The organism is Microbacterium xanthum (assembly GCF_034531355.1).
Taxonomy (GTDB): domain Bacteria; phylum Actinomycetota; class Actinomycetes; order Actinomycetales; family Microbacteriaceae; genus Microbacterium; species Microbacterium xanthum.
In genome coordinates this window covers 1,163,048-1,184,268 of record NZ_JAWHUE010000001.1, presented here as the reverse complement: position 1 = coordinate 1,184,268, position 21,221 = coordinate 1,163,048, and the positions used below count along the sequence as shown (strand labels likewise).

20 protein-coding genes and 1 riboswitch are annotated in these 21,221 nt (G+C 69.9%); of the genes, 6 read left to right on the top strand and 14 right to left on the bottom strand.

The annotated features are described in order from the left end of the window. Window positions 1-19 precede the first annotated feature (19 nt). Both RZO50_RS05665 and rlmN read right to left on the bottom strand, forming a co-directional pair. On the bottom strand, window positions 20-1,990 hold the full coding sequence (locus tag RZO50_RS05665) for an ABC1 kinase family protein (protein ID WP_322598695.1): 1,971 nt from the start codon (window positions 1,988-1,990) through the stop codon (window positions 20-22). 12 nt (window positions 1,991-2,002) lie between these two features. After that, on the bottom strand, window positions 2,003-3,244 hold the full coding sequence (gene rlmN, locus RZO50_RS05660; protein WP_322598694.1) for a dual-specificity RNA methyltransferase RlmN: 1,242 nt from the start codon (window positions 3,242-3,244) through the stop codon (window positions 2,003-2,005). Window positions 3,245-4,157: 913 nt separating this feature from the next. On the opposite strand from rlmN, the gene RZO50_RS05655 reads away from it, so the two are divergent. The 4 genes from RZO50_RS05655 (at window position 4,158) to RZO50_RS05640 (ending at window position 8,318) form a co-directional block, all read left to right on the top strand. Then, window positions 4,158-4,673 (top strand): RHS repeat-associated core domain-containing protein, encoded by a 516-nt coding sequence (locus tag RZO50_RS05655; RefSeq protein ID WP_322598693.1) that lies wholly within the window; start codon window positions 4,158-4,160, stop codon window positions 4,671-4,673. A gap of 226 nt (window positions 4,674-4,899) precedes the next feature. Continuing rightward, complete coding sequence (locus tag RZO50_RS05650; RefSeq protein WP_322598692.1) at window positions 4,900-5,616, top strand: RHS repeat-associated core domain-containing protein; 717 nt, start codon at window positions 4,900-4,902, stop codon at window positions 5,614-5,616. A 1,273-nt stretch (window positions 5,617-6,889) separates the two neighbouring features. Beyond that, the gene (locus tag RZO50_RS05645) at window positions 6,890-7,720 is read left to right on the top strand and encodes an HAD family hydrolase (RefSeq protein WP_322598691.1); all 831 of its coding nucleotides are present in this window, start codon (window positions 6,890-6,892) and stop codon (window positions 7,718-7,720) included. 133 nt (window positions 7,721-7,853) lie between these two features. Next, entirely contained in the window at window positions 7,854-8,318 is a 465-nt protein-coding gene (locus RZO50_RS05640; protein ID WP_416211566.1) for a GNAT family N-acetyltransferase, read from the top strand. Window positions 8,319-8,374: 56 nt separating this feature from the next. Here RZO50_RS05640 and RZO50_RS05635 read toward each other — a convergent pair whose 3' ends face one another. The 3 genes from RZO50_RS05635 to RZO50_RS05625 are packed head-to-tail and all read right to left on the bottom strand — an operon-like array spanning window position 8,375 to window position 10,809. Then, a complete protein-coding gene (locus RZO50_RS05635; RefSeq protein WP_322598689.1) occupies window positions 8,375-9,211 on the bottom strand; it encodes an SDR family oxidoreductase in 837 nt (278 codons plus the stop codon). After that, window positions 9,208-10,008: an enoyl-CoA hydratase/isomerase family protein gene (locus RZO50_RS05630; RefSeq protein WP_322598688.1), complete on the bottom strand. Its 801-nt coding sequence runs from the start codon at window positions 10,006-10,008 to the stop codon at window positions 9,208-9,210. The genes RZO50_RS05635 and RZO50_RS05630 overlap by 4 nt, the downstream gene beginning before the upstream one ends. Window positions 10,009-10,047: 39 nt before the next feature. Then, complete coding sequence (locus RZO50_RS05625) at window positions 10,048-10,809, bottom strand: SDR family NAD(P)-dependent oxidoreductase (protein ID WP_322598687.1); 762 nt, start codon at window positions 10,807-10,809, stop codon at window positions 10,048-10,050. Between the two features lie 322 nt (window positions 10,810-11,131). On the opposite strand from RZO50_RS05625, the gene RZO50_RS05620 reads away from it, so the two are divergent. After that, window positions 11,132-11,866 carry an aminoglycoside 3'-phosphotransferase gene (locus tag RZO50_RS05620; RefSeq protein ID WP_322598686.1) on the top strand — a complete coding sequence of 245 codons (735 nt, stop codon included), beginning with the start codon at window positions 11,132-11,134 and terminating at the stop codon, window positions 11,864-11,866. A gap of 139 nt (window positions 11,867-12,005) precedes the next feature. Here the strand turns inward: RZO50_RS05620 and RZO50_RS05615 are convergent, their stop codons facing one another. The 3 genes from RZO50_RS05615 to RZO50_RS05605 all read right to left on the bottom strand — a co-directional run bounded on the left by RZO50_RS05615 (window position 12,006) and on the right by RZO50_RS05605 (window position 15,063). Continuing rightward, entirely contained in the window at window positions 12,006-12,785 is a 780-nt protein-coding gene (locus RZO50_RS05615) for an energy-coupling factor transporter transmembrane component T family protein (RefSeq protein ID WP_322598685.1), read from the bottom strand. Continuing rightward, window positions 12,782-14,425: an ABC transporter ATP-binding protein gene (locus RZO50_RS05610; RefSeq protein WP_322598684.1), complete on the bottom strand. Its 1,644-nt coding sequence runs from the start codon at window positions 14,423-14,425 to the stop codon at window positions 12,782-12,784. The genes RZO50_RS05615 and RZO50_RS05610 overlap by 4 nt, the downstream gene beginning before the upstream one ends. Beyond that, window positions 14,425-15,063: an ECF transporter S component gene (locus RZO50_RS05605; RefSeq protein ID WP_322598683.1), complete on the bottom strand. Its 639-nt coding sequence runs from the start codon at window positions 15,061-15,063 to the stop codon at window positions 14,425-14,427. The genes RZO50_RS05610 and RZO50_RS05605 overlap by 1 nt, the downstream gene beginning before the upstream one ends. Then, window positions 15,056-15,166: riboswitch (TPP riboswitch) on the bottom strand. (Overlaps the previous gene by 8 nt.) A 39-nt stretch (window positions 15,167-15,205) precedes the next feature. Here RZO50_RS05605 and RZO50_RS05600 point away from each other — a divergent pair. Beyond that, entirely contained in the window at window positions 15,206-16,750 is a 1,545-nt protein-coding gene (locus RZO50_RS05600; protein WP_322598682.1) for a D-alanyl-D-alanine carboxypeptidase, read from the top strand. A 29-nt stretch (window positions 16,751-16,779) separates the two neighbouring features. Here RZO50_RS05600 and RZO50_RS05595 read toward each other — a convergent pair whose 3' ends face one another. From RZO50_RS05595 to RZO50_RS05570, 6 genes are read right to left on the bottom strand one after another with little or no spacing between them, the layout of a single operon-like run. Next, window positions 16,780-17,730, bottom strand: a complete 951-nt coding sequence (locus RZO50_RS05595; protein ID WP_322598681.1) for a J domain-containing protein — start codon at window positions 17,728-17,730, stop codon at window positions 16,780-16,782. A 48-nt stretch (window positions 17,731-17,778) separates the two neighbouring features. After that, on the bottom strand, window positions 17,779-18,372 hold the full coding sequence (locus tag RZO50_RS05590; protein ID WP_322598680.1) for a hypothetical protein: 594 nt from the start codon (window positions 18,370-18,372) through the stop codon (window positions 17,779-17,781). Further along, window positions 18,369-19,253: an LssY C-terminal domain-containing protein gene (locus RZO50_RS05585; protein ID WP_322598679.1), complete on the bottom strand. Its 885-nt coding sequence runs from the start codon at window positions 19,251-19,253 to the stop codon at window positions 18,369-18,371. The genes RZO50_RS05590 and RZO50_RS05585 overlap by 4 nt, the downstream gene beginning before the upstream one ends. 4 nt (window positions 19,254-19,257) lie before the next feature. After that, the gene (locus tag RZO50_RS05580) at window positions 19,258-20,328 is read right to left on the bottom strand and encodes an enoyl-CoA hydratase/isomerase family protein (RefSeq protein ID WP_322598678.1); all 1,071 of its coding nucleotides are present in this window, start codon (window positions 20,326-20,328) and stop codon (window positions 19,258-19,260) included. A 38-nt stretch (window positions 20,329-20,366) separates the two neighbouring features. Beyond that, window positions 20,367-20,672 carry a DUF4190 domain-containing protein gene (locus RZO50_RS05575; RefSeq protein WP_322598677.1) on the bottom strand — a complete coding sequence of 102 codons (306 nt, stop codon included), beginning with the start codon at window positions 20,670-20,672 and terminating at the stop codon, window positions 20,367-20,369. A gap of 51 nt (window positions 20,673-20,723) precedes the next feature. Beyond that, a complete protein-coding gene (locus RZO50_RS05570) occupies window positions 20,724-21,164 on the bottom strand; it encodes a hypothetical protein (RefSeq protein ID WP_322598676.1) in 441 nt (146 codons plus the stop codon). Window positions 21,165-21,221: the final 57 nt, after the last annotated feature.

Genomic DNA, 21,221 nt, shown 5'->3' with positions numbered 1-21,221 from the left:
TTCGCCGTCGGCGTCATCGTCATTCGCGTCGGCGCAGGGCGCGACGCAGGCTCCGCACGATCAGCAGCAGTCCGCCGAGTCCGACGGCGCTGCCGAGGAAGGGGAAGGCGCCGACGTTGCCGGTGAGCATCGGTCCGTCCCCGGACACGGTCAGGCTGATCCCGGTCGCCAGCAGCGCCACCCCGACGACGGTGACGAGGAAGCGGTTCAGCTGCTCCTCCAGCCACCCCCGTTCCCCCGCGCCCTCGAAGGAGCGCAGCCGCACGGAGAACGTCCCGTCTTCGAGGGACCGGGTGACGTTCTCGAAGCGACGCGGCAACCTTCGCAGCTCCTCCCCCGCGAGCATGAGGTGCGCCTGCGCGCCGAGCGCCGCGTTCCTGGGGTCGAAGGTCGCCCGCGCGAAGTGGGGTGCCCACTCAAGGGCGTGCCCGACCATGTCGTAGTCCGGCACAAGGCGTCGCAATGTCCCCTCCAGGGAGGACAGCGTGCGCAGCACGAGCAGCAGCGACGGCGGGATCGACAGTCGGTGCCGACGCAGCACATCCACCAGGGCTCGGAAGATGTTCTCGTCGACCTGCGCGTTCTGCATGCGGGTGAGGATCACCCCGATGTCGTGCTGCAGCGCGACCTGATCGACCATGCCGGTCTCGGGCGCGCACATGAGCAGCACGACGTTCGTCGCGGCCACGTCGTCGTCGGCAGACAGGGCGAGCAGCAGCGGGATGAGCATGCGCCGCAGACTTCGCTCGCTGACCCCGACGGCGCCGAAATCGATGAGCGCGACCGTGCCGTCATCCTGCAGGATCAGGTTCCCCGGGTGCAGGTCGGCATGGAAGACGCCGCGCACCGCGATCTGCTCGAACACCGACTCGAGCACGCCGTCGGCCAGGCGACGCGCCTCGGCCGGGTCGAGCGCATCCGAGGCGATCCGGCTGAACGGGGTGCCGGTGATCCGCTGCTGCACGATCATGCGGCTCGTGCACCAGCGGTCGTACAGCACCGGCACGGCGAGCGTCATCGAGGACGAGCGCGCGATCGCCCCGCGCAGCATGTCGGTGTTGGCCGCCTCGACCCGGTAGTCGAGCTCGTCGCTGAGCGCCCGCGAGAACTCCGCCGCGAGCGCAACGGCGCCGTAATCGCGCGCCCAGTCGGTGCGCGCCTCAGCCGTGCGCGCCAACCGCTCGAGGATGTCGAGATCGGTCGTGACCTGCGCGCGAGCACGGGGGCGCTGAATCTTCACGACCACCTCGTCACCCGGAACGTCGCCGTCCCCGCGCAGCCGCGCCGTGTGCACCTGTGCGACCGAGGCCGCCGCCAACGGCTGCGGATCGATCGAGGCGAACACCTCGTCGATCGGACGGCCGAGTTCCGCGGTGATCGCCGCCTCGGCTTCCGCCCACGGGATCGGGGTGGAATCCATCTGCAGCGTCGACAGCGCATCCACGAGGTCGCGCGGCAGCACGTCCTCACGGGAGGAGAGCACCTGGCCGAGCTTGACGAACGTGACTCCGGCCTCATTCAATGCGGCGACGAGGGCCGACGCGAGTTCGTCGTCGCCGCCGTGGCGGTTCTGGAACGCGCCCAACCCGTGGCGTGACGCGATCGCGAGGATCTGGGCGTATCGCCTGGCCCGGTCGCGGCGTCGGAACGCGTCCCGGATCGCCGTCACCGGGTTCGTCACCCGGTGGGACGGCCACAGGAACTCCAGCGTCACGATCACCACCACGACGATCGCGAACATCCACCCGAGGACCAGCGCCAGGAACGCCAGTGCGATCGGGCCGCTCACGGTGACGTGGTCGTCGAGGTCGAGCACGTCCGTCTCGCGCATCGACCACGTCGCCAAGGGTATGCAGGCCAGGAAGACCACCAGCGCGGTGATGGATGCGCGGATCCAGCCGACCTGTCCGTCGAGCAGGCGACGGCTCACCCACGCGGCCGCGAACGTGAAAATCAGAGTGATCAGGATGAACGCGACCCAGGCCCACATAGGGCCAGTGTGTCAGCCGGCGGCGGCGGCCGCTTGGTCCTCTTCTGTCGCGACCAGCTGCCCGCACGCCCCGTCGATCTCCTTGCCGCGCGTATCCCGCAGGGTCGTCGGGATGCCGGCGGCGTTGAGCCGTCGCACGAATTCCGCCTGGACGGGCTTCTCCGACGAGGTCCACACCGACCCTGGTGTCGGGTTCAGAGGGATGGGGTTCACGTGCACCCAGCCCCGCCCCCGGGCGTTGAGCTTCTCGGCGAGAAGGTCAGCGCGCCACGCGTGGTCGTTCATGTCTTTGATGAGGGCGTACTCGATCGAGACGCGGCGCCCGGTCGCGTCGAAGTAGGCGCGCGCGGCATCGAGAGCCTCGTCGACCTTCCAGCGGGAGTTCACCGGGATCAGCTCGTCGCGCAGCTGATCGTCGGGTGCATGGAGCGAGAGGGCGAAGGTCACCGGGATCTCCTCCTTGGCCAGCTTCGTGATCGCGGGAACCAGCCCGACCGTCGAGACCGTGATGCCTCGGGCGCTCATCCCCAGGCCGTGCTTCTGGTCGGTCATCACCCGCACCGACTGCATGAGTCGGGCGTAGTTGGCCAGCGGCTCGCCCATCCCCATGAACACGATGTTCGTGACGCGCTCGTCCGGGTGCTCTGCCTCGCCGAGCTCGCCGGCGCGGATCAGCGCGTTCGCCCGCACGACCTGGTCGACGATCTCGGCAGCCGACATGTTGCGGGTGAGCCCGGCCTGTCCGGTCGCGCAGAACGGACAGTTCATCCCGCATCCCGCCTGGCTCGACACGCAGAGGGTGATGCGGCCGGGGTAGCGCATGAGCACCGACTCGACCAAGGCTCCGTCGTGCAGCTTCCAGAGGAACTTGATCGTGTCGCCACGGTCGGTCTTCAGGCGCCGCACCTCGGTCAGCAGCGACGGCAGCATCCCGGCGACGAACTCGTCGCGCGTGCCCGCCGGCAGGTCCGTCATCCGCTCGGCATCGGCGGTGTAGTGGGAGAAGTAGTGCTTCTCCAGCTGCGCGGCACGGAACCCGGGCATCCCCAGCTCCTTGACCTTCTCGACCCGCTGCTCCGGGGTGAGGTCGGCCAGGTGCACCGGCGGCTTGCCGCGCTTGGGGCTGGCGAACTGCAGCATCGGGCGCCCTTCGGCGTCTTTCTTCTGCGACCACCCCTCGGTCCTCGGACGCACCTGGCGCACGGCAGAGGCGTCGGGCGGCGTCGTGGATCGCACAGGGGGCTGTTCGGGCATGTTCCGAGGGTAGGGGACACACCTGCACGGCGCCTGTCCGCCTCGCGATCCGCCGGGCCGGATAGGGTCGATGGCGGCCCGGCGCGGGCCGGACGGGAGCACCGCGAGAACGTCGACGAGAAGGGCGCAGAGCTGCCGTACACGGTACTGTTTCTTTTTCTCCTTCTCCTGTCGGGCGGCGCCTTCGTGGCCGCACTCGTGTGGGTCACAGATCCGGTCGGGAAAGTCTCTGCCGCTGTTGGTACGGGTCTTGCTGCCTTGTCCTTCATCGGTTCGACTGCGGTTCTCAGTGCTCGGCTTGGCCGACGGTCCAAGAATTGAGCAAGAAGCGAGGGGGGCGGAAACCGCTGCGGGCGGCGGTTTTGGCGCCGCAGTTGGTTCGTCGCAGGCGGTCTCGGTTACATCGCCGGCAACTGCTGGCAAGAGTGAGGGGAAGTCACATTGAAGCCCATCGCAGTCATGCGGCTCTGTGGTTGGATTCTGCTGGTGGTGGGTGCACTCTTTGCCTGCCTAGGTATGCTCGCGATGAGCACCGCTGGCCAAGGCTTTATGGTATTCCTCTTGATCGGCATCCTCAGCATCCCCGTCGGCGCTTGGTGGACCTTACATGCCCCGTCAGATGCCGAGGTAGCAAGATGGTCAAGACGATGGCAGCGGTGATCACCTGCCAGCCCCCGAGGCTGCCGACAACCCATCCCGCAACGGCCTCACCGGAGTCACCACCAGCTACGGGCCCCGTGGCGAAGCAACCGCGTTCGGGAGCACCGCGGCGGACTACTTCGGCACCGGGAACACGGACAGACTCAGCCGCGGAAGCACCACATTCACCAACGGCCCACTAGGGACGATCCAACGCACCTCAGGGTCAACAACTCACACCTACACCCGCTCCCCTGGAGGAGAGGCCGTGGGGATGCGCGCCGCCCCCTCCTTCTACTACGTGGCCGACCATCTCGGATCGGTCGTCGGCCTCTTCAGCGCCACCGGCACCTGGATCGGCGGATACTCCTACAGCCCCTACGGCGAAGCACGATTCACCAGCACCAGCTCCGTCATCACCAACAACGCGCTGCGATACATCGGCGAACACCACGACGGCGCGGGGATCTACAAACTCGGCGCCCGCTACTACGACACCGCGCAGGGACGCTTCACCCAGATGGACCCCAGCGGCCAAGAAGCCAACCCCTACGCCTACGCGTCATGTAACCCCATCAATAGCTCCGACTCCTCTGGTTTGGTTGCATGTCAGGGCGCTATCAATCGGACAATCGCCAGCACTGTGCTAGTCGGCGTTAGCCTGATTGCACTAGTCGCATCAGGAGCAGCAGCTGCTCCTCTGGTGGCTGGTGCGATTGGTGCCACGCTCACCGCCTACGGCATCGCTCGCACCGCCTATTACGCAGGAGACGCCGTAAATCAATGTTGAACTCTATCGCGCGTTGGGTATGGGTGCTCATACCCATCGTCGTCGCGGCCGGCGTGGTTCTAGTTATCGTCAGTCCCGATCCGTCCGGTGCTCTCTGGGATCTGATTTGGGTCGCTGCGGTCATCGCGCTGCTGCTTTACGTGAGCATTAGCTCACGTCGGAAGAAGCCAGGCCCGCAGCGCGATGACTCAGCGCCGCACGAGCCTTCGTCGAAGAATGAGGACGCGTGACGGATTCCGAAACGATCGCTACGTCCGCTGGAATCGGCACCGGAAACCCCGACAGACTGAGCCGCGGCAACACCACATTCACCAACGGCCCACTAGGGACGATCCAACGCACCTCAGGGTCAACAACGCACACCTACACCCGTTCCCCTGGAGGAGAGGCCGTGGGGATGCGCGCCGGTTCCTCCTTCTACTACGTGGCCGACCATCTCGGATCGGTCGTCGGCCTCTTCAGCGCCACAGGCACCTGGATCGGCGGATACTCCTACAGCCCCTACGGCGAAGCACGATTCACCAGCACCAGCTCCGTCATCACCAACAACGCGCTCCGATACATCGGCGAACACCACGGCGGCGCGGGGATCTACAAACTCGGCGCCCGCCACTACGACGCGGCTCAAGGCCGCTTCACCCAGATGGACCCCAGCGGACAAGAGAAGAAGCCGTACGCATACGCTGCGTGCAGTCCAGCCGGCTCTTCAGACCCGAGCGGCCTATACAGCATTGCGCGAACCGCGGTCTTCGGGCTGGCGACCGGTCTAGGTGCGGCCGCAGGGGGTTGCGTCGTAGGGGGTTGCGTCGTAGGGGCGATTGTCGGCTCACCAACGGGGCCCGGAGCGGCCGTGGGCTGCGCATTCGGCGCCTTGACCGGATTTGTCTCCGGCGCGGTCGGAGGCATTGTGACTGATGCAGTTGTCCAGGGATTCGGATACTGATCATGGCCAGCAAGACTTCCCAACTCTATCGAGTGTGGCTGTTTGGTGGCGCCGTAGTCGGGTTACTAGGCATCGCCATGGCAATCGTCCTTGCAGCGTCCCCTTCCACGGAAGGCACCGCGGGAGGGATGGCCGCCGCGGCGTGTCTCTTCGCGGGCGGCGCGATAGTCTCAGCCCTGGGATATTTAGGGCTCGCCCGCTCGCGCAAGAGAGAACGAGAAAGCGGCACATGAGACACGGCGGGATGTGAGATTGAATCGGTCTGACTCTCGTTCCGTTCTTCAAGCAAGGATGGATCTCGATCACCAGGAAGCACTTGCCGGAGATGCGGCGGCGGGCGGCTTGGCAATTGGAGTGGCCGGCGCGGCCGCATGCGCATGAGATCGAGAGACTTCGTGCCGATGCTTGTCGGCGTGGCCGCGCTTATTGCGGGGTTCTTTATAACGTTCGTGGCGCTTATCGCTTCAGCCGTAGATCTATCGGTGGGCGTTCAGTTTGCCATTCTCGCCGGTGGCACAGTCCTACCCGCCGTGGTGGTGTTCACCATATTCCGACGAAGTCATCGGGCAAGGCGGAGAAAGCGAACTCAGCCTTGGGGGCGAGGAACGGCCCGGCGTTCATCGTCTCCGGTGTCCTGTTCCTTCTCGGCAGCGGACTAGGAGGTCTTCTGGCGATGAGCACCGGCGGCCATACGTTTGATCCGGGGTTGAGAAGCTGATGTCCCTCATCCAGTCGAGGATGCCGATAGAGCGGGCGCTCCTATGGGCAAGAGTAGTGACGTGCGTGGGCGCCTTCTTCGCTCTGGGGAATCTCGTCTACTACTCGACAACACTCAGGGGCTGGGACGTCTGGGCGATAGGTCTATCTGGTTTTTTGCAGCTATGGCGATCTACGGCGTATTCCTCTGGCGAAAAGCAAAGAAAAGACTGAAGGAATTCGAGGCCACGAATGGCCGCGATGCAGGCCGACAGGACCGCGCGCGGTAGCTGAAGACGGTTGCGTTCGCGTTGAGCGCCGGTGGCAGTGCATGCAGCGTCGGCGCGAGTGAGAGGAACGCACTAGGTATTCTCGCTATGAGCACCGCTAGCCAAGACTCTTTCGCACTCCGAACTGCCGGCGCAGCAGCTCGGCGTCGACGGTGGCTTGCACCGCCTGGGAGTCGCCCCCATCTACCGCGACATCTACAAACTCGGCGCCCGCTACTACGCTATTTGGTGGCGCCGTAGTTGGGTTGTGGTCGATGGCGGCCCGGTGCGGGCCGGACGGGAGCACCATGACCACGCAGCGGATCGCTTTCCTCGACGTCGACGGCACCATCCTCCTCCACGGCAGCATCGTGGCCCAGTCGACCGTCGACGCGGTCCGCACGGCGCGCACGGCCGGACACCTGGTGTTCCTCGCGACCGGGCGCTCGGCGGCAGACATCCACCCGACCGTTCGCGGAATCGGCTTCGACGGGGCGATCACCAACGGCGGCGCCTACGCCGTGGTCGGCGAGACGACGGTCGTGGCCGACCCGATGCCCCGCGCCGCGGTCGACGAGCTGACCGCCCTGTTCGACCGTCACCGCATGCACTACGTGCTGCAGGCTGACGCCGGGTTGTTCGCTCCCGAGCCGGTTTGGGTGCGGCTGGCCGAGGTCACGCGCCGCGTACGTGCGTCGAACCCGCAGGTCGCAGCAGCGGACGACGACACCGCCGACCGCATCCGCGACATCGCACTGGCCGACCGGGATGCGATCGCCAAGGCCGTCTTCCTCAGCGAGGCGCACGACAGCGTCGAGCGCCTGCGCCGCGACCTCGGCGACCGCTATCACGTGATCCCCGGCAGCATCCCGATGCCGGGCTCGAACGGCGAGATCGGCATGCCGGGCGTCACCAAGGGCGCCGCGATCCGCTCGGTTCTCGACCACGTCGGGATGCACGCCGATGCCGCAATCGGTGTGGGCGACAGCTGGAACGACGTGGAGATGTTCGAGGTGTGCGGCACCGGCGTCGCGATGGGCAATGCGCCCGATGCGTTGAAGACCCTCGCCGACGACGTCACCACGAGCGTCTCCGCCGACGGAGTCGCCAACGCCTTCCGCCGCCACGGCCTCATCTGAGGCGGCGCTGGCCTCCGTGCGTGAGCCTCGCGTCGCGCCCGGCCTCGACGAACCCGCGCCGCGATGTGTCACCCTCTCCGCCGCGAATGCAAGCCCTCGGCGCGAGAAGGAGCGAAGCCATAGCGTCGTGTTCGTGATCGACGTGCGAGAGATCCGGCGTTCGGACGCCGGCGAAGTCCTGACCCTCCAGCGGGCCGCCTTCGTGCAGGAGGCCCTGATCTACGGCGATCCCGACATGCCTCCGCTCACCCAGACCCTCGACGAGCTCGAGCACGAACTCGTCGAGAACCTGGGATGCGTCGCGCTCGACGGTGCACGCATCGTCGGAGCCGCCCGCGCACGGCTCGACGGCGATCTGCTGCTCATCGGGCGCATCGCGATCGCCCCCGACCAGCAGGGCAACGGCGTGGGGACGGCCCTGTTGTCCGCGGTCGAGCGACGCGGCCGTGACGCCGGCGCCGCCGAAGCGGAACTGTTCACCGGGTCGCTCAGCGAGGCGAACCTCCGGCTGTACGAACGCGAGGGTTACCGCGAGACGCAGCGCGTCGACGACGGCGAGGGCATCGCGCAGGTCTTCCTCCGTAAGCCGCTGGTCTGACCGCCCGACCCGCCCGCGGAGCCGACCCAAACGGGTGGGGCGGGCCGAGGCACGGGTCAGAGGAAGATGTCGGGGAAGAGCTGGTCGTCGGGGGTGCCGGGCGTCGCGGCGTAGCGGGAGAAGTCAGTGACCCCGGCCTCGGTCAGCACGTCCTCGACGATGAGCGTCTGGCCGGAGAATTCCCGCGCCGGCTTGCACATCACCTCATAGGCCGCGTCGGCGTAGATCTCCGGGGTGCGGCTGACCTTCATCATGCGGTCGCCCCCGAGAGCGAACTGCACGGCGGCGGTCGCGATCGTCGTCGCGGGCCAGAGGGTGTTGGCGGCGACCCCGTCATTCGCGAACTCCGCCGCCATGCCGAGCGTGGCCATGGTCATGCCGAACTTCGCCATCGAGTACCCGGTGTGGGCGCCCAGCCACCGGGGGGTGGTGTTCAGCGGCGGCGACAGCGACAGGATGTGCGGGTTGGCGGCCTCCTTCAGCATGGGAAGCGCGGCGCGCGAGAGCATGAAGGTGCCGCGCACGTTGACGTCCTGCATGAGGTCGTACTTCTTGGCCGACAGGTCGAGCGACCCGGACAGGTCGATGACGCTGGCGTTGTTGACGACGATGTCGATGCCGCCGAATTCGCCCTGTGTCTTCAGGACCGCCTCGGTGATGTCGTCGTCGTTGCGCACGTCGCCGACGAGTGGCAGAGCCTTGCCCCCGGCGGCTTCGATCTGCTCGGCAGCGGTGTGGACGGTGCCTTCGAGCTTGGGATGCGGGGTGTCGGTCTTGGCGAGCAGGGCGACGTTGGCCCCGTCGCGCGCGGCGCGGATCGCGATGGCGAGCCCGATGCCGCGGCTGCCGCCGGACATCAGGATGGTCTTTCCGGAAAGCGGCGCGTCGGTCATCGTGCGGTCCCTTCGGTGGTGGGGCGGGCGGACGAGCGGGCGGATGCCGCGAACGCGGCCACCCGGGCCTTTGATTCGTCGGTGGCGAAGGCCGCCCCGATCGTGCGGGCTTCGTCGTCGAGATTGGCGGCGAGGTCGCGCTCGGCACCGACCCGGACGAGACGCGCGGCCTGCCCGAAGGCGGCGGTCGCGCCCGCCATCCAGAACCGGGCGATGTCGGCGGCACGATCGGCGAGCGCGTCGGGGGCGACGACCTCGGCGACGAGGCCCCACTCGAGAGCGGTCGCGGCGTCGATCGCGCGGTCCTGCAGGAGGAGCTGCAGCGCGCGGCGCTGGCCGATCGCCGCCGGGAGCAGGGTGGAGACACCGAGGTCGGGGGTGAGTCCGATGTTGGCGTACTTGCTGACGAAGCTCGCCTTCTCGCTCGCGACGACGTAGTCGGCGGTGAGCATGAGGCCGATGCCGCCGCCGGCGACCGCGCCCTGCACGGCCGCCACGATCGGCTTGGCGCTGTGCGCGAGGGTGCGGATGCCGTCGTGGATGACGTGGGCGGTCTCGGTGACCTGAGCGCCGGTGGCCCCGGACGTGGCCATCATGATGACGTCGCCGCCCGCGCAGAAGGCGGGCCCGGCGGCATCCAGAATGATCGCCTCGACGGCGGGATCGTCGGTGACCTGGTGAGCCAGATCGCGCCAGCGGGTGCCCATCTCGAAGTCCATCGCGTTCAGTCGCGTCGGACGGCTGAAGGTCAGCCGGGCCACGCCCTGCTCGACCGTGACGAGGATCGATTCGCTCATCGTTCTCCTTCTGTGGATGCTGAGGGCGGGCCGGACGGGTCAGCGGGGCGCCATGCGGATCGCCCCGTCGAGACGGATGGTCTCGCCGTTGAGGTAGCCGTTGTCGATGATCGACATCACCATCGCGGCGTACTCGTCGGGTCGGCCGAGACGCTGCGGGTACGGCACCTGCTGGCCGAGGGAGTCCTGCGCGGCCTGCGGGAGTCCGGCGAGCATGGGCGTCTCCATGATGCCGGGAGCGATGGTGCACACACGGATGCCGTATCGCGCGAGCTCGCGAGCGATGGGAAGGGTCATGGCGTGCACACCGCCCTTGCTCGCGGCGTAGGCGGGCTGGCCGATCTGCCCGTCGAAGGCGGCGACGCTCGCGGTGTTCACGATGACGCCGCGGTCTCCGGTGGCGGTGGCCTCGGTGCGGGCGATGGCCGCCGACCCCTGGGCGATGACGTTGTACGTGCCGATGAGGTTGATGCGGATGATGCGCTCGAACGCGTCCAGCGGAGTCGGCGCACCGTCGCGGTCGAGCACCTTCGCGGGCGGGGCGATGCCGGCGCAGTTGACCACCACACGCAACGGCGCGGTGGTTGAGGCGGTGGTCACGGCGGCGGCGACCTGGTCGGGGTCGGTGACGTCGGCGGGGGCGAATGCCGCGCCGACGTCTGCGGCGACGTCGGCGCCGGGCGACGAGGGCAGGTCGACGATCGTGACGGAGGCGCCCGCCGCAGCGAGACGCTTCGCCGTGGCCAGGCCCAGTCCGCTCGCACCGCCGGTGACGAGGGCGGAGGCGTGCGTGAGCTCCATCGGTTCTCCTTCGAACGGACACCGGCGGCGGGTGCCGACGGCGACATCGAGTCCCAGCCTAGGTGAGACGCAGTCTCATGAACACTCGGACACCCCCAGGCTAGCCCTCGCGCCACGCCCCCGCATCCACCCCGCCCGGCCCCGCCCGGTCGCCGCCCTCCCTCCCGCGCCGATAAACCAATCCCGTGGCGAGACATCGCGCATCGCGGGGCTTCTCGCACCGAAACGGGTTTGTCGCGCGGCCCTCGGCACATCGCCTTCGCCGCCAGCTCCCCGGGGGGGGGGGGTGGCTCTGGCAGCGCGTGCGCGGAAGGATGGCGACGTGTCGATTCCGGATGCCGGCGAGCCGGTGCCCTCACGCGTGCGGGCGATCGCGGGCGGCGCCGGTCTGACGCCGGTGTGGCGCAATGCGATCGGGGGCGTGACGTTCCGCACGGATGACGGACGCTACGTGAAGTACGGCCCGCGCAACGCGGAGACCTCGATGCGCGAGGAGGCCGAACGACTCGCATGGGCGGGCGCGTTCACGCCGGTGCCGCACGTCCTCGACGTCGGCGGCGACGCGCGCTCCGAGTGGCTCGTCACGGTAGCCCTCCCCGGCGAGAGCGCGGTGGCACCGCGGTGGACCGGCGACCCGGCCCGTGCCGGGATCGCCGTGCGCGCGGTCGGCTCGGGGCTGCGGGCTCTGCACGACGCGCTCCCGGTCGCATCCTGCCCGTTCGACTGGGGTGTCGAGTCCCGCGTGGCCGATGCGGCACGCCGGGGGATCCGCCTGCCCGACGCACTGCGGAGGGCGCCCCGGATCGATCGGGCGGTCGTGTGCCACGGCGACGCGTGCAGCCCCAACACGGTGATCGACGACAACGGGCGGGTCACGGGCCACGTGGATCTCGGCGCCCTCGGCGTGGCCGACCGGTGGGCCGACATCGCGGTCGCCGCGATGAGCACGGAGTGGAACTACGGCCCCGGCTGGGAGGCGACGCTGCTCGACGCCTACGGCACCGCGCCGGACCCCGAGCGTCAGGCCTACTACCGGGCGCTGTGGAACGCCACCTGAGCGGGCGCGACGCCTCAGCGAGAACCACTTCGGCCGCGAGACACCCCCGCAATGCGGCGTTTCTCGCGCGGAGAATGGTGTTTCGGCGACCGGGGCGGTGGATGGGCGCGACCGGGGCGGCGCCGGATCCCGGGCGGGGTCAGGCGGGGCCGAGGATGGGGTTGAAGGCGCCGAGCGCGATCGACACGGCCAGGGCCGTCGCGCTGATCGCGAGGCCCGCCATGACCAACAGCACGTCGCCGAGACCGAAGCGGGACTCGCGGGCCCACGTGCGCGGGCCGGGCGCGCCGAACGCGCGCGCCTCCATGGCGGTCGCGAGAGATGATCCGCGACGGATCGACAGCACGAGCAACGCGAACGCCATCCCGAAGAACCGTCGGATGCGCCCGGTGTCGGCGACCCCGCGGGCGCGCCGCGCGAGTGCGAGGGCGCGCCAGTCGTCGGCGAGAAGACCGAGCATTCGCATGCCCGCGAGTGCCCCGAGCACGAAACGAGCGGGAAGGCGCACGATCTGCGCGAGGCCGTCGGCGAGGTCGGTGGGGTCGACGGTGACGAAGAGGACCACGGCGGGCAAGCCGATCGCGAGGACGCGGAGGAAGGTCGCGAGCGCGAGCATGAGCGACCCCTCGCTCACGCGGACGAACAGCCACTCGACGTAGATCTCCCCCGACGTGGCGCCGTACAGCGCGATGGTCACCGCCGAGGCGGGCGCGGCGATCCACAGCGGCAGCGTCCGCAGCCAGAACTGGCGGGGGGAGAGCCCTGCCGCCAACAGCAGCGGCAGCGCGAGCAGAAGGGCGACGAGCGCCGAGACGGGGTCGATGGTGACCACGAGGGGCAGGGCGATGGCGAGGGCCGCGCCGAGCTTGGCCACGGGGTTCAGGCGCGCGACCACGCCGCGACCGGCTTCGGGGCTCACGCGGGCACCTCTCCCACGGCGAAGCGGCGGGCCTGCAAGGCTTCGAGGACGGCGACGTCGTGGGTGACGGCGACGACGGCGAGCGGCGGATCATCGCCGTCGCCGTCGCGCAGCCGCGCGATGATCGCGACGAGCTCGGCCCACGTGCGGGCATCCTGCCCGAAGGTCGGTTCGTCGAGGACGAGCACCCGCGGCCTCGTCGCGAGCGCGGCAGCAACGGTGAGCCGACGCTTCTCGCCGCCCGAGAGCGTGTACGGGTTCGCGGCCGCGAGCGGCGCGAGACGGAGGCGTTCGAGCAGCTCGTCGACGCGGGCGGCGATGCGGTCGGCGGGCAGGCCGAGCGCGCGCGGCCCGACCTCGAGTTCCTCGCGGACCGTGCGCGCGAGGAGCTGATGCTCGGGATCCTGCAGCACGGCGCCGATGCGCGTGAGCAGCGCGCGCGAGGACCACGTCACCGGATGCGGCGACGCACCCCCGCGCCGACGCCGCGCTCGCGCCCCGGCGGCGAGGGCCGATGCGGCCTCGACCACCCCGGATTCGGCGGGCAGGAGTCCCGCGAGGGTGAGGCCGAGGGTGGACTTCCCCGCGCCGTTGGGACCGATGACGCCGAGAACCTCGCCCGCGCGCACATCGAGGTGGAACGGACCGGCAACGGGAGTTCCCGGCACGCGCGCGACGACGAGGTCGCGCGCGTGGAGGAGCACGTCGCCCGGCGCCGCCGCCGGCCCCGGTGGGTACGCCGGCGGCACGCCCGGGACCCACACGCCGTCAGCCGCCAGCTCTCGCGCACGCGGCGGCACCGCGTCCGCCCGATCCCGCCCGCCAGCCGCCGCATCGAGTGCACGACCTACCGTCGAGTGGACGGCCCGTCGCGTGCCGGAATCCGTTCGCTCGGCGGTTTCCCCTGCGCTCGACCGGCCGGATGCACCGGTGGCGCCGAGGATGTCGCGGGGCGCACCGTCGGCAACGACACCCCCGCCGGGGGCGAGCACGATCACGCGGTCGACCAGCGGCAGCCACACGTCGATGCGGTGTTCGATGACCACGAGGGTCGCTCCGGTGGCGTCGAGGGCGCGTCCGACCGCGTCGCGCACGTCGGCGACCCCGGCCGGATCGAGGTTGGCGGTGGGTTCGTCCAGCAGCAGCACCTCGGGTCGCATCGCGACCGCTCCGGCAAGGGCCAGGCGCTGCTTCTGCCCGCCCGACAGCGCCGCGGTGGCACGGTCGAGCGGCACGTCGAGACCGACCGCGTCGAGCGCGTGCCGCACGCGCGGCCAGATCTCCTCTCGCGGTACCCCGAGGTTCTCGCACCCGAAGGCGACGTCGTCTCCGACGCGGGCGAGCACCGTCTGGCTGTCGGGATCCTGCAGGACCAGGCCGGATGCGCCGCGCGCCGCCGCAGCGAGGTCACCCGCCACACGCAGCTCGCCCTCCTGCTCCCCTTCGTCGGCCCCGCCGAGGACCCCGGCGATGCCCTGCAGCAGCGTGGACTTCCCCGACCCGGAGGCACCCAGCAGCAGCACGCGCTCACCGGGGTCGATGCGGAACGTCGTCTCGCGCACGGCCCACGCGTGGCGGGTGGCGTAGCGCCATCCCCACCCGCGCGCCTCGACGGCGGGTGTCGCGGATGCCGCCGCCACTACACGCGCTGGGTGACGTCGCGTCCCGCGGCGAAGCGGTTGAGCGCGCCCGTGGCCGCGAGCCCCCGCATGATCAGCCAGCCGCCGAGTCCGGCGATGACGACGCCGGAGACGGTGGTCGAGGTGATGTAGACGGTGGTGAACAGCACGTCGGCGCCCGGGAACCAGAGGATGCGGTCGTTGATGCCGCACGCGAGCCCGGCGCCCGCCCCGGCGAGCATCGCCACCGGCAGTCGCCACACGGCGTACGCGAAGATCAGGAACACCACCTCGGCACCGAGGCCCTGCACGAGGCCCGACACGATCGTGAGGGGCCCCCAGGCGTTGCCGACGAGCGCGGAGATGACCGCGGCGACGGTCTCGGTGTAGAGCGCGGCGCCGGGCTTGCGGATGATGAGCCCGCCGAGCACCCCGGCGATCAGCCACGGCCCTGCCACGAGCCCCTGCACCCCGGGCAGGAGCGGAGTCAGGATCGACGACGGGCCTTCGTAGGCGACGTTCCAGACGAGGAAGATCCCGGCGCAGGCGACGGCGATGACGCTGGCGACGACGATGTCGACGATGCGCCAGCGGAAGCGGCTCGCGGCCGGGCCCGTCACGGTGGAATCGGATGCGGACGTACGCGTGGATGCGTGCATGGTTACTCCCTCCCTGCGCCGGCATGATCCGGATCAGGTTCGGCGGTCGAAGCGCGTTTCGCTCCCTCTCAGCCCGACTCGTCGGACTCCCGCGGTGTGTGCCGATGAGTATAACGCGGGAGCGACGCGATAGTTTGGCCTGGTGACAGTGGAGGACGCGCCGCCCACGACCCGCCGGTCGTTGCGGGATCGGGCGCCTTCGCCCTCCGCCGTCGACCGCGAGGCGACCTCGAGCGATCTCGGCGATGTGGACATCCCCACCGGTGACGGCGTCCAGACTCCGGCCTCCGTGGCCGCCGCGGAGTTCGACGCCCAGGAGTCACCTCCCGCGGATGCGGCGGGCCCCACCACGGCGGCGCTCGCATGGGTCGACGCGGGGGCGCTGGCCCGCACGTCCGCTCCGAGCGACCTGTCCACCGCCACCACCTCGTACACGTCGGTGGGTGCGGACCTTCTCGCCGATCGGCCGCGGCGCAGCCTGTGGCGTCCGGGGGTGGTGTGGCCGACACTGGCCGTCGCGGCCGTGGCCGGCGCCTATGCCGCCACGACGCTGCTGTGGCCGCTGCACGCGGTGGCGCCGACGGTGACCCCCGTCACGGTCGACCCGATCCCGTCGGCGACGGTCGAGATGGCCTGGCCCGAGCCGGGGTCGTCGGCGGTCTCGGTCGCCGGCATCCCGACGACCCTCGCTTCGGCGGATGCGGTGGTGCCGATGGCGAGCATCACGAAGGTCGTCACCGCACTCGTCGTGCTGGACCGGATGCCGCTGGCAGTGGGAGAGCAGGGGCCGGAGTACTCCTTCACCGCCGCCGACAGTGCCGAGTACTGGCAATACCGCTACCGCGACGAGTCGGCACTGGATGTGCCGGTGGGCGGGTCGCTGACGGAGTACCAGATGCTCGAGGGCATGCTGATCGGCTCGGCCAACAACTATGCCGACCGCCTGGCCAGTCGCATCTGGCCCTCCGACGCCGTGTTCGCCGATGCGGCCAACACGTGGCTGTCGCGGCACGGACTCACCGGGATCACGGTCGTCGAGCCGACCGGCATCGACCCCGGCAACACGGCTGACCCGGCGTCCCTGCTCGCCCTGGCCTCGCGAGCGCTGGCCGATCCGATCATCGCCGAGATCGTGGCGAAGACGTCCGTCGAGCTTCCCGGCGCGGGGCTTGTCGAGAACACGAACTCGCTGCTGGCCGACGACGGCGTGGTCGGAGTGAAGACCGGCACGCTCGACGGCAGCTGGAATCTCCTGTCGGCGAAAGACATCGTGATCGGCGACACCACCGTTCGGCTGTACGGGTCGGTTCTCGGCGAAGCCGATGCCGAGGGCCGAGACGATGCCTCCCGGTCACTGTACGAGCAGGCCACCGCGGCGCTGCAGCCGGAGCCCTCGGTGACGGCCGGAACCGTCGCCGGGACGGTCACGACGCTGTGGGGGTCGGATGTCGATATCGTCGTGTCCGACGATGCGACGGTGATCCTGTGGGACGGCGGCACCGCGACCGTCGACGCCTCGTACGACCTCGACGATGCCCGCGACGCGGGCCAGGCCGTCGGCGACATGTCGGTCACCGGCCCGCTCGACGCCGCGACGGTGACTCTCGAGCTCGCCGACGACATCGAAGACCCGAGCGCCTGGTGGCGCCTCACGCATCCGCTCGACCTCTTCGGCCTCAACGGCTGAGTCCAGCGACGGACCTCGCGCGGAGCCGCTCAGGCGAAGCGGACGGCAGCCTGAAGGCGGGTGCGGATCTCGAACACCTCGGTGCCGCCGAGCGGCCGCGTGCCGGTGACCCCGCGCCGCAACACGGTCGACAGGGCGGAACGGGCGACGACGGCGGTCGGGATCCCGCGCACCTTGCCGATCTCCTGGATGGCGTGCTCGACGTCGTCGTCGGGGAGGACGACGATCGCCCCGCCGAACTTCACGCGCGCGGCACGTCCGACCGCGCGCAAGGCGGCGACGTGGGTCGCGATCGGGCCGCCGTCGACGTCGGCGACTTCACCGCGCTTGATGCGCACCGGCCGGCCGAAGTCTTCGGAGAGGATGCCGTACAGCCCGCTCGGGCCGAGGACGATGTGGTCGAGTTTCGCGCGACCGGCATCAATGTCGTGCCATGCCGTGTAGCCCATCCCGAGCTCGGAGACGATCACCGCGGTGGCCTCTTCGGCGAGGGCGTCGGCGAGCAGCCGGCGCACCTCGTGCGGCGCAGAACGCACCAGGTGCGGAGCGTACGGGTCGGGGATCTCGACGCCGCGGCCGACCCATTCGCGGATGAGCTCGAGGTACCTCTCCCGTCGCCACCCGCCGGGCTGGCCGTGGCTGCGAGCGCGGGGGCGGGTGTCCGGACGCGCCGACGGACGCGACGCGGCGGGTGTGCTCCAGGCCGGCTTCTCCGGTTCGGGGGCGGATGCGCCGCTCGCGGCACCGGAGGTGGCGGACTCTCCGAACCCGTTGCGCCGGTCATAGAAGGCGCGGGCTTCGACGGTGCCGACCAACTCCCACGCCCGCTGCACCTGCACGAACACGGCCGCGTCCCCACCGACATCCGGATGCGATTGCCGCAGCTTCAGACGGTAAGCCTTGCGCAGCGTCTCGGTGTCGGCGGTGGGATCGACGCCGAGCAGGTCGTAGGCGGACGCGGACAGCGGACTGTCGAACACGGCGCCTCCCAGCACTCCCGTCGCGGGCGCGGCGGTGAGGAATCCAGGCTACTGAGATTCCCTTTGCCCGACTCTCAGGTTCGCGCCCGACTCGTCGGATTCGTCCGCAACGACCTCGTATCTCCTGGCGTAGGCGGCGGCGTCGCGAGAGGACAGGGCCAGCAGGATCAGCACGTCGGTCGCGACCGAGAGGAGACTCGTCTCGAACGTGACGTCCTGGCCTCCCGCCCACCATCCGGCGAAAGCGACGCAGATCGTGATGGTGGAGTAGGTCATGACGGTCACGCGCGGCCAGTTGGAGCCGCGGATGACCAGCACGGCGAGGAACAGCTCGCCGAGCACGAAGAACCCTCCGATGCCGAGGAAGACATACAGCCCGATCCACCGCGCATCCGGGGTCACACTGTCACCGAGCATCCACACGACCTCGTCGGCGGTGTCGGTGAACCAGTGCAGGGACACATCGGTGATGAACAGTGCACCGGCGAGGGCGCTGAGGATCACCAGCAGGCCGCCGGCGAGGGTGCTGATCGGCCGCTTCATGTGCGGGTCGAAGCCCGGCCGCCGCAGCAGGCTGGCCGGGGGTTCGTACGCGTGACGCTTGGGCACGCCGCGCGGCGACGGGTCGGGTCGGCTGTTCATCCGGTCACCTCCCCGTCACGCTCGAGCCCGCCTGCGGGGGCGGACGACGTGTCGAGCTCGGGGGTGACGGCGCGCACGTCGACGATCGGGAGGTCCCCGTCGGTGCGGATGCTGTCACCGCCGCCGTTGCGCGCGTGGTACCCCGTGGAGAAGTCCTCGATGATGTCGACCTGCACGCGCGGGTCCACGGCGACGGTGGCGACGATGTGGTCGCGTTCGATGTCGGTGTCGGCGTCGATCTTGTGGGTGACCTGCAGGGTGAACAGCGACAGGCCCACCGAGGTGTCGAAGGTGCCGGCGGCGAGCCAGTCGACGCGTCGACCGCCGGGCAGCAGCCATCCGTCGGGGCACCGCCAGAACCGCACGTGGTGGCGTTGCCCGGGGTTGCCGTCGACTTCCTGCTGGTAGGCGAAGTCCTGCTGGCGACTGAACAGGAGCAGGGGGCTGACCGGGGCGTGCTCGTAGCTGCGCCGGGTGATCGTCGAGGTGATGATGCGCCACGACGAGGCGAGGGTGACGTCGTCGGCGCGCGTCCACCCCCCGGTGCGCAGGGCGGTCTCGATCTGCTCGCCGGATCCCATGAACGCGAGGTTGACGGGGTCGCCGAGCAGCCCGTCGCTCGTGCGGGCGCGGCCGATGAAGTAGTCGGGCACGTAGACGGTGGTGAGGATGCGGTGCAGCCGCGGCAGCACGAGGTAGGCCAGCAGCACCCAGAATGCGAGCACCCCGAGGATGCCCCACCAGCCGAGGCTGAACGACTCGGTGATGCTCAGATAGGCGAGCCAGATCGCCGCGAGTCCGGCGAAGGTGAAGAAGAACCAGTCGACGGCGATACCGAGCGACCACCGTCGACGGTGGCGGGTGATCGGTCGGCGGGCCACGGCGTCATCCCCACAGCGGCACGGCGGGAGTGAAGGAGAACGCCTGGTCGACGAGGTCGGGGGCGAGGCCGGTGAGGGTGTCCGGCTGCCAGCGCGGGGAGCGGTCTTTGTCGACCAGTTGAGCCCGGATGCCTTCGGCGAGGTCGGGTTGGGTGGTCGCGAACCACTGCGCGAGCCGGTACTCCTGGTCGAGGGCGTCGCGCAGGCTCAGGCCGCGGACGCGGCGGATCGCCTCGAGGGTGATGGTCAACGCCGTCGGCGAGAGCTCGTCGAGCGTGTCGGCGGTGACGTGCGCTTCCGGAACGTCGCCGGCGCGCAGGCGATCGATGATCTCGGCGACGGTGGGCGCGGCGAAGGCGTCGTCGATCCAGGCCCGGGCCTGTTCGAGCGGAGACGTGTCCGGGGTGTCGTCGAACAGCAGCACGATCTCCGACGGCGATCCGGGGTCGGCGCGGGTCTCGAGCGCCTCGGCGAGCGCGGGGAGGTGCGCGGTGGGCACGAGGTGGTCGGCGAGCCCGGCGTAGAGCGCGTCGGCGGCGGTCATCGAGGCCCCGGTGAGCGCGAGGTACTCCCCGAGGCGGCCCGGGGCGTGGCCGAGCAGCAGGCTTCCGCCGACGTCGGGGGTGAATCCGATGCGCGTCTCGGGCATCGCCAGGCGTGAGCGCTCGGTGACGATGCGGATGCGGGCGTGGCCCGCGAGACCGATGCCTCCGCCCATGGTGATCCCGTCGGCGAGCGCGACGATCGGCACGGGATACTCCGCGATGGCGGCGTTGAGGGCGTACTCGGCGCGGAAGAACTCTCCGGTGGCTTCGGGATGACCGGCGATGATCTGCTCGCGGAGCCCCCGCACGTCTCCGCCCGCGCACAGTCCGCGGTCACCGGCGCCGTCAAGCAGCACCGTGTCGACGTGAGGTGATCCGCGCCAGGCGTCCAGTGCGGCGGTGAGGTGGCGCACCATGTCGAGGCTCAGCGCGTTGATCGCGCGGGGGCGGTTCAGGGTGAGATGCCCGAGCGCGCCGCGCAGGCGCACGAGCACGTCGGCGTCGTCGACCGGGGCGGTGTTTTCGCTCACGCCCTCACGCTATCGCGCGCCCCGGCGGGCCACACCGGTCATCCGATGCGGACGCCGCCGGTGATCTGGAAGAACAGCGTCAACCAGATGATGAAGAAAATCGCCTGCCCGGCGGTGCCGATCGCCCCGATGATCATCGCCCACCGGGCGAGCCCACGCCCGGTATCGCGGCATCCCGGTGCGCGCAGCTCGCGCATTGCAAGGATTCCGACGATCAGCCCCGCGAGCGGGATGATGAAAGACGAGATGAATCCGACGAGGGCGAGAGTGTTCGTCTTGGGCGGCGGGGGCGGCGCGACGAAGGTGCCGGGGGCGGACTCTCCGGGTGCGGTGGTCTGCGACATGACCCCACACTAGGGCCGACGGCCTGTCGCGCCGCGGTGCCGTCCCTTGGGCTACGCCGTGGCGTCGTCGTCAGCAGTGCCGGTGGCGGTCGGTATCGCACCGGTGGCGGCGAGGGTGACCACATCCTCCGGCTCGTCATCGGCGTCGAGGCGGAGCGCCTGGACGAGTTCGATGCCGTGCCGTGTGGTGAGCACGAGGCGCTGGAAGTCGGGGTGCCCGTCGAGGTCGATGACGACGCCCGCACGGCGCCGTCGCACGATCGCGAAGTCTTTCGCCCCGGCCGATTCCCATGTGCCCATCGCGATGACGCCCCGCACGTACGTGCCGGGGTGCGCGACACCGCGCAACCAGTGCCACGGGTCTTCGGTGAGCTGCACCTTCGCGATCGTCGAACGCTCGACGCGGATGTTCTCCTTGCGGAAGGCCAGTGCACGCTCGGCCCCCGACAGCGCGACCTCCAGGTGCGCCGAATCGAGCAGGAGCGTGACCATGCCCCTAGTCTGCCAGCGGCATACGACCCTTCCCGACCGTTTTGCTTACGGACAGGC

Bases quoted from the DNA above. Each gene is read 5' to 3' on its own strand.
- RZO50_RS05665 (WP_322598695.1), bottom strand. From the start codon at position 1,990: ATGTGGGCCTGGGTCGCGTTCATCCTGATCACTCTGATTTTCACGTTC.
- rlmN (WP_322598694.1), bottom strand. From the start codon at position 3,244: ATGCCCGAACAGCCCCCTGTGCGATCCACGACGCCGCCCGACGCCTCT.
- RZO50_RS05655 (WP_322598693.1), top strand. From the start codon at position 4,158: ATGCGCGCCGCCCCCTCCTTCTACTACGTGGCCGACCATCTCGGATCG.
- RZO50_RS05645 (WP_322598691.1), top strand. From the start codon at position 6,890: ATGACCACGCAGCGGATCGCTTTCCTCGACGTCGACGGCACCATCCTC.
- RZO50_RS05635 (WP_322598689.1), bottom strand. From the start codon at position 9,211: ATGACCGACGCGCCGCTTTCCGGAAAGACCATCCTGATGTCCGGCGGC.
- RZO50_RS05630 (WP_322598688.1), bottom strand. From the start codon at position 10,008: ATGAGCGAATCGATCCTCGTCACGGTCGAGCAGGGCGTGGCCCGGCTG.
- RZO50_RS05625 (WP_322598687.1), bottom strand. From the start codon at position 10,809: ATGGAGCTCACGCACGCCTCCGCCCTCGTCACCGGCGGTGCGAGCGGA.
- RZO50_RS05605 (WP_322598683.1), bottom strand. From the start codon at position 15,063: ATGCACGCATCCACGCGTACGTCCGCATCCGATTCCACCGTGACGGGC.
- RZO50_RS05590 (WP_322598680.1), bottom strand. From the start codon at position 18,372: ATGAACAGCCGACCCGACCCGTCGCCGCGCGGCGTGCCCAAGCGTCAC.
- RZO50_RS05575 (WP_322598677.1), bottom strand. From the start codon at position 20,672: ATGTCGCAGACCACCGCACCCGGAGAGTCCGCCCCCGGCACCTTCGTC.
- RZO50_RS05570 (WP_322598676.1), bottom strand. From the start codon at position 21,164: ATGGTCACGCTCCTGCTCGATTCGGCGCACCTGGAGGTCGCGCTGTCG.